This is a genomic window from Micromonospora sp. C31 (assembly GCF_018070575.1).
Taxonomy (GTDB): Bacteria; Actinomycetota; Actinomycetes; order Mycobacteriales; family Micromonosporaceae; genus Micromonospora.
On sequence record NZ_JAGPXN010000016.1, the window covers coordinates 137549 to 150104 of the forward strand.

At 72.1% G+C, this 12556-nt stretch carries 8 protein-coding genes, 2 tRNA genes and 2 pseudogenes; 9 read left to right on the forward strand and 3 right to left on the reverse strand.

The genetic code is table 11. The features are described 5' to 3' along the window. Window positions 1-120: 120 nt before the first annotated feature. From KBX06_RS20865 to KBX06_RS20875, 3 genes are all read left to right on the forward strand, one after another. Window positions 121-2985 (forward strand): PQQ-dependent sugar dehydrogenase, encoded by a 2865-nt coding sequence (locus tag KBX06_RS20865; RefSeq protein ID WP_210837660.1) that lies wholly within the window; start codon window positions 121-123, stop codon window positions 2983-2985. 75 nt (window positions 2986-3060) lie between these two features. Beyond that, window positions 3061-5178: a ThuA domain-containing protein gene (locus KBX06_RS20870; RefSeq protein ID WP_210837662.1), complete on the forward strand. Its 2118-nt coding sequence runs from the start codon at window positions 3061-3063 to the stop codon at window positions 5176-5178. Between the two features lie 308 nt (window positions 5179-5486). Next, window positions 5487-6494 carry a sugar phosphate isomerase/epimerase gene (locus tag KBX06_RS20875; RefSeq protein ID WP_210837664.1) on the forward strand — a complete coding sequence of 336 codons (1008 nt, stop codon included), beginning with the start codon at window positions 5487-5489 and terminating at the stop codon, window positions 6492-6494. Between the two features lie 165 nt (window positions 6495-6659). Here KBX06_RS20875 and KBX06_RS20880 read toward each other — a convergent pair whose 3' ends face one another. Then, entirely contained in the window at window positions 6660-7058 is a 399-nt protein-coding gene (locus KBX06_RS20880) for a hypothetical protein (RefSeq protein WP_210837666.1), read from the reverse strand. Between the two features lie 274 nt (window positions 7059-7332). On the opposite strand from KBX06_RS20880, the gene KBX06_RS20885 reads away from it, so the two are divergent. From KBX06_RS20885 to KBX06_RS20910, 6 genes are all read left to right on the forward strand, one after another. Continuing rightward, window positions 7333-7405: transfer RNA gene (locus tag KBX06_RS20885), tRNA-Asn, on the forward strand. Between the two features lie 268 nt (window positions 7406-7673). Continuing rightward, window positions 7674-8912: an NAD(P)/FAD-dependent oxidoreductase gene (locus KBX06_RS20890; protein ID WP_210837668.1), complete on the forward strand. Its 1239-nt coding sequence runs from the start codon at window positions 7674-7676 to the stop codon at window positions 8910-8912. Window positions 8913-8955: 43 nt separating this feature from the next. After that, window positions 8956-9906 carry a hypothetical protein gene (locus KBX06_RS20895; RefSeq protein ID WP_210837670.1) on the forward strand — a complete coding sequence of 317 codons (951 nt, stop codon included), beginning with the start codon at window positions 8956-8958 and terminating at the stop codon, window positions 9904-9906. Continuing rightward, complete coding sequence (locus KBX06_RS20900; RefSeq protein WP_210837672.1) at window positions 9903-11594, forward strand: pitrilysin family protein; 1692 nt, start codon at window positions 9903-9905, stop codon at window positions 11592-11594. The genes KBX06_RS20895 and KBX06_RS20900 overlap by 4 nt, the downstream gene beginning before the upstream one ends. A gap of 63 nt (window positions 11595-11657) precedes the next feature. Continuing rightward, a tRNA-Ile gene (locus tag KBX06_RS20905) sits at window positions 11658-11731 on the forward strand. A 277-nt stretch (window positions 11732-12008) separates the two neighbouring features. Further along, window positions 12009-12248, forward strand: a complete 240-nt coding sequence (locus tag KBX06_RS20910) for a hypothetical protein (RefSeq protein ID WP_210837674.1) — start codon at window positions 12009-12011, stop codon at window positions 12246-12248. A 9-nt stretch (window positions 12249-12257) separates the two neighbouring features. On the opposite strand, the pseudogene KBX06_RS28730 reads toward KBX06_RS20910, so the two are convergent. Both KBX06_RS28730 and KBX06_RS20920 read right to left on the reverse strand, forming a co-directional pair. Then, window positions 12258-12428, reverse strand: a pseudogene (locus KBX06_RS28730) (zinc ribbon domain-containing protein); the annotation flags it as partial. A 6-nt stretch (window positions 12429-12434) separates the two neighbouring features. Next, window positions 12435-12556: pseudogene (locus KBX06_RS20920) on the reverse strand (IS5/IS1182 family transposase); the annotation flags it as partial.

Below are 12556 nucleotides of genomic sequence, written 5' to 3' on the forward strand. Positions count from 1 at the left end.
CCAGGTCACGGCCGGCCGGGCACGGCACCCGGCAGGCCGAGCACCCCCCCCGCTACGGCATCCGGCGCGACGGCGCGCGCCCGCCCTGGCAGTCACTCGTCAGGAAGGGACGGCACACCCATGTCCACCCAGGACGCCCCCACCCACCGGCTCCGACGACGGCTCTGCGCCGCCTCGGCGCTGCTCCTGGCCGCCACCGCCGGCACGGTCGCCCTCGGCACCGGCCCGGCCGCGCTGGGCGGCCCCACCCCGGCCCAGGCCCACCCCATCGTCGGCACCGACTTCCAGCAGGTCACCCTCGCCAAGGGCGTCGCGGAGGTCGGCGAGCCCATGACGATCACGGTGCTGCCGGACCGGTCGGTCCTGCACACCGCCCGCAACGGCACCGTCCGCCGTACGGACTCCGCCGGCACCACCTCCGTGATCGGCACCGTGCCGGTCTACACCCACGACGAGGAGGGGTTGCAGGGCATCGCGGCCGACCCGGGCTTCGCCACCAACCGGCACATCTACCTCTACTACGCCCCGCCGCTGGCCACCCCGTCCGGCGACGCCCCGGCGACCGGCAGCGACTTCTCGGCCTGGCAGGGCGTCAACCGGCTCTCCCGGTTCACCCTGAACGCCGACTTCACGATGAACACCGGCAGCAGGGTCGACATCCTCGACGTGCCCGCCGACCGGGGCATCTGCTGCCACGTCGGCGGCGACATCGACTTCGACGCCGCCGGCAACCTCTACCTCTCCACCGGCGACGACACCAACCCGTTTGACTCGGCCGGGTACGCGCCCATCGACGAGCGCACCAACCGCAACCCCGCGTACGACGCGCAGCGCACCGCGGCCAACACCAACGACCTGCGCGGCAAGATCCTGCGGATCAAGGTGAACGCCAACGGCACGTACTCGATCCCGGCCGGCAACATGTTCGTCGACTCGGACACGCGGACCCGCCCCGAGATCTACGCGATGGGCTTCCGCAACCCGTTCCGGATGAGCGTCGACCGGGCCACCGGCATCGTCTACGTCGGCGACTACGGCCCGGACGCCGGCACCACCGGCGCCCGGGGCCCGAGCGGCCAGGTCGAGTTCAACCGGGTCACCGGTCCCGGCAACTACGGCTGGCCGTACTGCACCGGCACCAACACCGCCACCGAGACGTACGCCGAGTGGGACTTCGCCGCCGGAACCGCCGGGGCGAAGTTCAACTGCTCCGGTGGGCCGACCAACAACTCGTTCCGCAACACCGGCCTGCCCACCCTGCCCGGGGCCAAGCCGGCCTGGATCCGGTACGCCGGCGACGCCGGCACCCCGCCCGAGTTCGGCGGCGGCTCCGAGTCGCCGATGGCCGGCCCCGTCTACCGCTACGACGCCGCGCTGAACTCCACCACCAAGTTCCCGCAGTCCTTCGACGGGCAGTTCTTCGCCGGCGAACTCGGCCGGGGCTGGGTCAAGCCGATCCACCTCAACGCCGACGGCTCCCCGGGCGGCATCGACACGTTCCCGTGGAACGGCAAGCAGATCATGGACATGGCGTTCGGGCCCGAGGGGGCGCTCTACATCCTCGACTACGGCACCGGCTACTTCAACGGCGACGCCAACTCGGCGCTCTACCGCTACGACTACATCGCCGGCGGCAACCGGGCCCCGACCGCCGTCGCCGCGGCCGACAAGACCTCCGGCACGGCCCCGCTGACCGTGAACTTCTCCTCGGCCGGGTCGACCGACCCGGAGGGCGGCGCCCTGACGTACTCCTGGGCCTTCGGCGACGGCACCAGCTCGACGGCGGCCAACCCCAGCAAGACGTACACCGCCAACGGCACCTACCGGGTCACGCTGACCGTACGCGACCCCCAGGGCGCCACCGGCACGGCGAACGTGCAGATCGGCGTCGGCAACACCGCGCCCACGGTCACCATCAACAGCCCGGCCAACGGCCGACTGTTCAGCTACGGCGACACCGTGCCGTTCAGCATCACCGTGACCGACCCGGAGGACGGCGCCATCGACTGCACCAAGGTCAAGATGACGTACGTGCTGGGCCACGACAACCACGGCCACCAGATCACCTCGAAGAACGGCTGCTCGGGCTCGATCACCATCCCGGTCGACGGCGAACACGACGACGCGGCGAACATCTTCGCCATCTTCGACGCCGAGTACACCGACGCCGGCGGGCTGACCACGCACAAGCAGCACACCCTCCAGCCGCGCAAGCGTCAGGCGGAGCACTTCAAGACCTCCTCCGGCGTCGGGACCTTCGACAAGGCCACCGCCGAGGGCGGCAGGACCGTCGGCGACATCCACAACGGCGACTGGATCGCGTTCGAGCCGTACCGCATCGACAACGCGACCTCGTTCAGCGCCCGGGTCTCCTCGGCCGGCGCCGGCGGCACCCTCCAGGTGCGGGCCGGTTCGCCCACCGGCACCGTGCTCGGCTCCGCGACCGTCCCGGTCACCGGCGCCTGGGACACGTTCACCACGGTCAGCGGCAGCATCTCCGGGGCACCGGCCAGCACCGGCACGCTCTACCTCACGTTCGCCGGCACGGGCACCGGCGCGCTCTACGACGTGGACACGTTCGCCTTCACCACCGGCGCGGCGGTCCGCACCGGCCCCGTCGTCGGGCTCGGCGGCAAGTGCCTGGACGTACGCAACGCGGCCACGGCCGACGGCACCCAGATCCAGATCCACGGCTGCAACGGCACCGCCGCGCAGACGTGGACGGTGACGCCGAACTCGACCGTGAAGGCGCTGGGCAAGTGCCTGGACATCTCCGGCGGCGGGTCCGCCGACGGCACGAAGATCCAGCTGTACGGCTGCAACGGCACGGGCGCGCAGAACTGGTCCGCCCAGGCGGACGGCACCCTGAAGAACCCGCAGACCGGCAAGTGCCTGGACGTCTCCGGCAACACCGCCGCCGACGGTCAGCCCGTGCACCTGTGGACCTGCCACACCGGCGCCAACCAGAAGTGGGCCCTGCCCTGATCTGAAGGAAGGGCCCCTTCCTATACACCAGGCGTTAACAGGGGGCCCTTCCTTACACCTCGTTGGGAGAGCGACATGCCCAGACTCCTCCGACCCCTGCTCGGCGCGGCCACCGCCGTCCTCGCCGTCCTCGCCTGCACCACCCCGGCAACCTCGGCCCCTTCGGCCAGCGCCGCCGACGCCCCGTACGACGTGCTGGTCTTCTCCAAGACGGCCGGCTTCCGGCACGACTCGATCGCGGTCGGCACCCAGGCGATCCGCGACCTCGGCGCCGCCAACAACTTCACCGTCACCGCCACCGAGGACGCCACCCAGTTCACCACCGCCAACCTGTCCCGCTACGAGGCGGTGGTCTTCCTCAACACCACCGGCGACGTGCTCGACGGCGCCCAGCAGAGCGCCTTCGAGTCGTACATCGGCGCGGGCGGCGGCTTCGTCGGCGTGCACGCCGCCGCCGACACCGAGTACGGCTGGTCGTTCTACGGCAACCTGGTCGGGGCGTACTTCGCCTCACACCCGCACATCCAGCAGGCGAACGTCAAGGCGGAGAACCGGGCGCACGCGGCGACCGCGCACCTGCCGCAGACCTGGACCCGCACCGACGAGTGGTACAACTACCAGACCAACGCCCGCTCCACCGCCCGGGTGCTGGCCACCCTCGACGAGTCGTCCTACACGGGCGGTTCGATGGGGGCCGACCACCCGCACTCCTGGTGCAAGACCTACAGCGGGGGCCGCTCCTTCTACACCGGCGGCGGGCACACCCAGGCGTCGTACGCCGAGCCGGCCTTCCGCGCCCACCTGCTCGGCGGCATCCGGTACGCGGCCGGCCGGGCCAAGGCCGACTGCCGGCCCGAGACCGGCTACACGGCGCTCTACAACGGCTCCACCAGCGGCTGGTCCCAGGCCGGGCCGGGCAGCTTCAGCAACGCCGACGCCACCCTGACGTCGGTCGGCGGCATGGGCCTGTACTGGTACAGCGCGAAGCAGTTCACCAACTACTCGCTCAAGCTGGACTGGCGGCTCGCCGGGGACGACAACTCCGGCGTCTTCATCGGCTTCCCGCCGTCGAGCGACCCCTGGTCGGCGGTGAACAGCGGCTACGAGGTCCAGATCGACGCCACCGACGCGGCCGACCGCACCACCGGGGCCGTCTACACCTTCAAGTCCGCCGACATCGCCGCCCGGGACGCGGCGCTGAACCCGCCGGGGGAGTGGAACACCTACGAGCTGCTCGTCGAGGGCGAGCGCCTCCAGGTCTTCCTGAACGGCGTGCGGATCAACGACTTCACCAACACCGACCCGGCCCGCTCGCTCGCCGGCCACATCGGGCTGCAGAACCACGGCACCGGCGACGACGCCTCGTTCCGCAACATCCGGATCAAGGAACTCGGCGTGAACCCGCCGGGCGGGAACACCACCGTCCAGGCGGAGGCGTTCAGCTCGGCGGCCGGGGTCGCCCCGTTCACCAAGGCCGGCGCGAACGGTGGCCAGACCCTCGGGCACATCGACCCGGGCGACTGGGCCGCGTACGCCGGGGTCGACCTGAGCGGGGTGACGTCGCTGCGGGCGCGGGTCGTCTCCGGTGGGCCGGGCGGCACCCTCCAGGTGCGTACCGGATCGACGACCGGCACCGTGCTCGGCTCGGTCGCCGTGCCGAACACGGGCGGCTGGAACACCTTCGCCGACGTCACGACCACCCTGTCCGGGGTGCCGTCCGGCACCCGGGACCTCTACCTGACCTTCACCGGCTCGGGCACGGGGCTCTTCGACGTGGACGACTTCACCCTGGTCAGGACCGGTGGCAGCGGCGGCGTCGGACCGATCCGGGGCCTGGCCGGCAAGTGCCTGGACGTGCGCAACGGCGCCACGGCCGACGGCACCCAGATCCAGATCCAGACCTGCAACGGCTCCGCCGCGCAGACGTGGACGGTGACGCCGAACTCGACGGTGAAGGCGCTGGGCAAGTGCCTGGACATCTCCGGCGGCGCGTCAGCCGACGGCACGAAGATCCAGTTGTGGACGTGCAACGGCACCGGTGCGCAGAACTGGTCGGCGCAGGCGGACGGGACGCTGAGGAACCCGCAGACCGGCAAGTGCCTGGACGTCTCGGGCAACAACCCGGCCGACGGTCAGGCCGTGCACCTGTGGACCTGCCACACCGGTGCCAACCAGAAGTGGACCCTGCCCTGATCCGCTGACCCTGGCGTTCCTCCCCGCGATCCCGTGGTCCGCGCCGGCACGGTGTGCGGACCGGGGCGGACAACCGCGGGATCGCGGGGAGGACGAGGGCTTTCGTGGGGTGCCCCGGCGGTCCTAGAGTGGGGTCGGCGACCGTGGCGGTTGCCGGTGACCGGCGGGAGGCGCAACCCGGCCGGTTCCAGGTGCGCACGCGCACCCACCGGTGCTCCGCCGTGGCCCGCCGCCGCACCGCCCCGGCCGGTCACCCTCGCCCCGGTCACGCACCCACGGAATCCCCATCAGCACAGGGGAGAAGCACCATGGCGCGACCCATCACGCTCTTCACCGGCCAGTGGGCCGATCTTCCGTTCGACGAGGTCTGCCGGCTCGCCTCCGAGTGGGGCTACGACGGGCTGGAGATCGCCTGCTGGGGCGACCACTTCGAGGTCGACCGGGCGCTCGCGGACGACTCGTACGTCGAGCGGAAGCGGGAGACCCTGGCGAAGCACAACCTGAAGGTCTTCGCGATCTCCAACCACCTGGTCGGCCAGGCCGTCTGCGACCATCCGATCGACGAGCGGCACCAGGGCATCCTGCCCGCGCGGATCTGGGGTGACGGCGAACCCGAAGGCGTACGCCGCCGCGCCGCCGAGGAGGTCAAGGACACCGCGCGGGCGGCGGCGAAGCTGGGGGTGGACACCGTCGTCGGCTTCACCGGCTCGTCGATCTGGCACACGCTGGCGATGTTCCCGCCGGTGCCGCCGTCGATGATCGAGCGCGGCTACCAGGACTTCGCCGACCGGTGGAACCCGATCCTGGACGTCTTCGACGAGGTGGGGGTGCGCTTCGCCCACGAGGTGCACCCGAGCGAGATCGCGTACGACTACTGGACGACGAAGCGGGCACTGGAGGCGGTCGGGCACCGGCCCGCGTTCGGGCTGAACTGGGACCCGTCGCACTTCGTCTGGCAGGAGCTGGACCCGGTGAACTTCATCTTCGACTTCGCCGACCGGATCTACCACGTCGACTGCAAGGACGCGAAGGTGCGTACGGGGGACGGACGGCGGGGCCGGCTCGCCTCGCACCTGCCGTGGGCGGACATGCGGCGCGGCTGGGACTTCGTCTCCACCGGCCACGGCGACGTGCCCTGGGAGGACTGCTTCCGGGCCCTGAACGCGATCGGCTACGCCGGCCCGATCTCGATCGAGTGGGAGGACGCCGGGATGGATCGCCTCGTCGGCGCCCCGGAGGCGTTGCAGTTCGTCCGCCGGCTCGCCTTCGACGCCCCCGCCGCGGCCTTCGACGCCGCCTTCAGCAGCAAGGACTGACCGGCTCCGGTCGCATCCGGGCTACCGGCGTCGGGGTCCGCACGCGTCGCATCCGGGCTACCGGCGTCGGGGTCCGCACGCGGTCGCACCCGGGCCGCCCGCGTCGGGGTTTGCACGCGGGGCGGGCCGGTCACCCGAAGGTGACCGGCCCGCCCGAAGGTGCGCTCAGAGGGTGCTGCCGTTGGTGCCCGAGCCGGACGGCTTGTTACGGGGCGTGGCCGACGTCGACCCGGGGGTCGCGGTCGTGCTCGACGACCCGGTGGCGTTCTTCGCGCCGACCGTGGCCGGCGTGCCGGCGAACGCGTCGTCGGCGGCGGTCAGCTCCTGCTTCTGGCCGTTGGTGTTCAGCTTCTCACCCAGCTTCGACTGGCCGAGCTTGTCCTTGCCCTCGCTGTAGAGGCGGGTCGCCTGGGCCTGCGCGACACCGGCCGCCTCCTGGACGGTCGGGTGGTCGAGCACCTTGCGGCCCCGGATCACCAGCTCCTCGTACTTCTCCCGACCGGCACGGGCGCCCAGGACGAATCCCGCAGCCAGCCCGCCAAGGAACATCATCTTTCCGCGCATGGCGGCTCCTTCCGTACCTGACGCGCCGTCGTCCGGTGGGTTACCCCGCCGGAGGCGACCAAATCGCGCCTGTCTTCTCTGTCGGCAGCTAACTACCCATCCTGCTCTCCGCTCATACCTCCTTGTGCCGTGATGACGATTTGTCTGGTTTTATTATCGTGTGGCCCGGGCGCCGACTCCGAAGGTAACCCCCTGGACCAACACCCCCCGGAATCCTGTATTCTTGTCCTCGTCGCACGGCGCACAGCGAGATCGGCGCCGGATGACGCAACGGTCCCCCGTAGCTCAATTGGCAGAGCAGCCGGCTGTTAACCGGCAGGTTTTTGGTTCGAGTCCAAACGGGGGAGCTTCCACACCCAGACGCCCGTCGGCCACGCCGGCGGGCGTTCGCCGTTCCTGCCCCCGGGTCGGGTGGGCGTTTCCGCCACCCAGGGGCCCGCTTCCCCGGCAGGATGGTCGATGTCGACCTAGACTCCTGCTGCGTCGATCGATGCGTCGGTTCATGGGAACGTCCGCTCGCTGCCGGCTGCCCGCGCGCCGGGCTGCGACACCGGGCCGACGATCTGGTGGCCGGGGCGGGCTGCCCCGGACGAACGAAGGAGCGGGAGGCGCGCGATGCTCGCGGAGACCGACGTGATCGTGGTCGGCGGCGGCCTGGCAGGGCTCGCCGCGGCCCGGCGGCTGCACCGCGCGGGCGTGCCGTGGCGGCTGCTGGAGGCCGCCGCCCGCCTCGGCGGCCGGGTCGCCACCGACGCGGTCGACGGCTACCTGCTCGATCGCGGCTTCCAGGTGCTCAACACGGCGTACCCCCGGCTCGGCACCCTGCTCGACGTCGACCGGCTGCGCCTCGGCCACTTCACCTCCGGTGTGCTGGTACGCAAGGGCGACCGGCTGACCCGCCTGGTGAACCCGCTGCGCGAACCGACCGGCGGCCCCGCCACCGCGCTGGCCGGCGTGGGATCGCTGCTCGACCGGCTGCGCTTCGCCGCGCTCGCCACGGGCTGCGCCACCCTGCCGAAGACCCGGCTGCTCGCCGCCGAGGAGACCACCACCGAGACCGCGCTGCGCCGCGCCGGCCTCTCCGACGCGATCGTCGAGGAGCTGCTCCGGCCGTTCCTCTCCGGCGTCCTCGTCGGCCGGGAGCTGGAGACCTCCAGCCACGTGCTGGCGATGGTGCTGCGCTCCTTCGCCCGGGGCCGCATCGGCCTGCCCGCCGAGGGGATGGCCGCGCTGCCCCGCGCCGTCGCCGACCCGCTCCCGGCGGAGCTGATCGACCTGGACACCCCGGTCGCCGAGGTGGCGCCCGGCCGGGTCCGCACCCAGGCCGGCGACATCCGCTGCCGCGCCGTCGTGGTCGCCGTGGACCCGCCGGCGGCGGCCACGCTGCTGCCGGGTCTGCCGGCGGTACGCATGCACAGCTACACGACCTACTACCACAGCACCCCGGAGCCGCCGCTTGACGAGCCGATCCTGCTCCTCGACGGCGACCGGCGCGAGATCGTCGCCAACACGGTGGTGGTCAGCAGGGCCGCGCCCACGTACGCGCCGGCCGGTCGGCACCTGGTCGCCACCTCGGTGGTGGGCCCGTCGGCCCCGCCCGAGCCGACGGTGCGGGCGGAACTCACCCGCCTCTACGGCCGGTCCACGGCGGACTGGACCCACCTGACCACGGTGTCCATCCCCGACGCGCTGCCCGCCGCGCCCCCGCCGCAGGGCCGGCTGCGCAAGCCGGTGGCCCTGGGAGATGGCCTGTTCGTCGCCGGGGACCACCGCGACAGCCCCTCCATCCAAGGCGCCCTCGCCAGCGGCTGGCGGGCCGCCGGAGCCGTCCTGTCGGAGCTGCGTACCGGCTGAACGGTGGGTCACGCCCCGTTGAAGATCACTTATGCTCCTCGCCATGCCCGGAACCATTCCGCCGCCCGACTTCGACGCCGCGGCGGCGTACCCCCAGGTCGGTCAGGTGCGCGCGGCCCTCGCGGCCCGCGACTGGCCGGCCCTGCGCGCGATCGTCGACGGGCAGGACCCGCACGGCCGGACCCTCCTCGTCGGCGAGGCCGGCGAGACCGAGGACGTCGAGGAGTTCCTCCGGGACGTGCTGGCCGGGCGGCCCGACGACGCGCTCGCCGGCGCCCTGCTCGGGTCGCACCTGATCCGGGCCGGCTGGCGGATCCGATCGTCCTACCGGGCCCAGCACGTCAGCCGGGAGCAGTTCGCCCAGTTCCACGCCCACCTGCGGCGGGCCGAGCAGGTGCTGATCGACGTCACCGCCCGGCACCCGGACGACGCGGCGGCGTGGACGCAGCGGATCACCAACGCGCGGGGACTGGAGCTCGGCCAGGCCGAGGCCCGCCGCCGCTACGACCAGCTCGCCAAGCACCACCCCCACCACCTGCCGGCCCAGGCGTCGCTGCTGCAACAGTTCTGCCCGAAGTGGAGCGGCACCTGGGAACGGGCACACGGCTTCGCCCGGGAGTGTGCCGACGCCGCCCCGCCCGGCGCACCGAACGCGGTGCTGGTGGTCGAGGCCCACCTGGAGGAGGCGCTCGACCACGACGACGTGAGCGAGGCGGGCGCCCACCTGCGCGGCGCGCACGTCCGGCACGAGATCCACCAGGCGGCGCAGCAGTCGGTCTGGCACCCCGGGTTCCGGCACGGCTGGGGTTGGGTCTGGGTGCGCAGCGTCTTCGCGATGGCCTTCTGCCTCCTGGAGGAGTACCCGGCGGCGGCGCAGCAGTTCGCGGCCATGGGGCCGCTCGGCGACGAGGCGATGTTCGGCTACATCGGCGACCCCGCCAAGCAGTTCCAGAAGTTCCGCGACAAGGCGTACGCGAAGGGTGGGCAGTCATGATCCAGGAACTGGACGTGGACGGGGTGCCCACGCTGCTCGCCCCCACCGGTGGGCCGATGCGCGCCGGGCTGACCTTCCGGGTCGGCACCGCCGACGAGACGCTCGCCCGCAGCGGCATCACCCACCTGCTGGAACACCTCGCGCTGGCCCCCCTCGGGCTGGCCGACTACCACGTCAACGGCGCCACGGCGCCGGTGTTCACCACGTTCCACATGCAGGGCTCCGCGCAGGACATCGCCACCTTCCTCACCTCGGTCTGCGCCAACCTGAGCGAGCTGCCGACCGGCCGGCTGGACGTGGAGAAGGAGATCCTGCGCACCGAGCACAGCAGCCGGGGCACGGCCGCCACCGACGACATCCCGCTGTGGCGGCACGGCGCCCGCGACTTCGGCATCACCAGCTACCCGGAGTGGGGGCTCAGCGCGCTCACCGCCGACGACCTGCGGCAGTGGGCGGCCCGCTGGTTCACCCGGGAGAACGCGGTGCTCTGGATCGCCGGGAGGTCCGTGCCCGCCGGGCTGCGGCTGGCACTGCCGTCGGGCGTACGGCAGCCGGTGCCGGCCGCGTCGTCGGCGCTGCCGCGGACCCCCGCGTACTTCGTCGGCGGCTCGCGGGCGGTGGTGCTGGACGCCGTCGTGCGGCGCCGGACCGCCGCGAGCGTCTTCGCCGGGGTGCTGGAGCGCGAGCTGTACCGGGCGCTGCGCCAGGACGGCGGACTCTCCTACCAGACCACCGCCGGCTACGAGCCGCGCGGCGACGGCCACGCGACGCTGCGGGCGCTGGCCGACGCGCTGCCGGAGAAGCAGGACGCCGTGCTCGGCGGCTTCGTCGACACGCTCGCCAAGCTGCGGGTCGGCCGGATCGAGCAGGCCGACCTCGACGCCGTCGTGGCGAAGCGGGAGGACTTCCTCGGCACCGCCGAGGTGGACGCGGCCCGGCTGCCGTCGTACGCCTTCAACGTGCTCACCGGGGAGCGCAACCTGACGGTCGACGAGCACCGCGCCGAGCTGAAGGCCGTCGACGTCGACGACGTGCACGAGGTGGCCCGCGAGGCGCTGGCCGGCGCGCTGCTCATGGTGCCCGAGGGACACCGCGCCGACTGGGCCGGCTTCGCCGCGGCCCCCACCCGCTCGGCCGACACGGTGGCCGGCACCGCGTACCAGGAGAAGGAGGGCGACGGCGAGCTGCACGTCGGCGTCGACGGGGTGAGCTGGCTCGGCCACGGCGGCCCGCTCACCGTCCGGTACGCGGAGTGCGCCCTCATGCTCGCCTGGCCCGACGGCGCCCGGCAGCTCATCGGCGACGACGCCATCTCCATGCGGATCGAACCGACCATGTTCGACCTGCACCCCGGCGCGATCCGGGTGATCGACTCCCAGGTACCGGCCGACCGGCAGGTGGTCATGCCGGCCCGCGACCCGGACCGCATCCCGCAGCCCCGGGCCGCAGCCGGCGCCGAGCGGCGGGAGCCGGCGAAGCGCTCCTGGTGGGAGATCCCGCTGATGGTCGTCAGCGGCCTCGCCGCGCTGGCGATCGGCGGCGCGAACGCTCTGCTGACCCTCGGCATGTTCATCACCGAGACCGCCGAGAGCGACGAGGGCTGGCTGTGGGGCGTCGTCGCGGTGGGGTGGCTGCTCACTGTTATCCTCGCGTTGCCCATCGTGCTGCTACGCCGGCGACGCCGATGAGCGACGGCGCCATCTCGTGCTGGCCGGTGATCCACCGGGCGGGATAAGATCCGGCGCGGTGACGGGGCGGTAGCTCAGCCGGTTAGAGCAGGGGACTCATAATCCCTCGGTCGCGGGTTCGAGTCCCGCCCGCCCCACCGACCGCACCATTGTGCGAACCGGTGGTACTCCTGAGGTGCCCCCGTCCGTTTCGGGCGGGGGCATTGTTGTGTCGGTGGGGATCTTGAACACGGGTACGACTCCCTGGTCAGTGAGTTGGACTTCGGCGATGAGCGCTTCGATGGCGGCTTTGCGTTCGGTGGCGGTGCCGCTGGTCATGATGGTGCTGAGGTGGTCGCGGATCCGGGCGACGGTGCCCGGCGGCGGGGGCTCGGGTTGTGACGTCAGGTCGGCGTCGAGTTCGGTGTGCCGGGCTTGAAGTTGAGCGAGTCGTTGGCGGAGTTCGCGGATGCGGGGTCCGGCGGTGGCGTCGTCCATGGTGCCGTTCTCGAACGCGGTGTGATACCGGTCGATCGCGTTCTCGGTGCTGGTGATCTGGTGGGCGGTGGCGGTGAGTTCGGCGCGTCGGTCGTCGGTGGTGGTGTCGTGTTGGGTGTGGGCGCGTTGGATCATGGCGGCGAGGACGGGTTCGGCGGTGGTGTAGAAGTCGAGTAGGGCTTTCAGGATCATGTGGTCGAGGTCGTCGGCGGGGAGTCGGGGTGCGGTGCAGGTGGCGTGCTTGCCGTAGCGGGTGCGGGTGAAGCAGGTGTAGTAGCGGTAGCGGCGGGTGCGGCCTTTGGCGGACGTGCCGATGTAGCGCTGTCCGCACCGCGGACATGTCAGTAGGCCAGTCAGCCCTTTTCATCCTGCGTAGCGGTTGGATTCGGTGCGGTGCAGGACGAGGATCGCCTGCACGATCGCGGTGGCTCGGCGTGGGCAGCAGCGCAGCTTGGCCAGGATCTTCCAGGTTTTGAGCGTGGCAA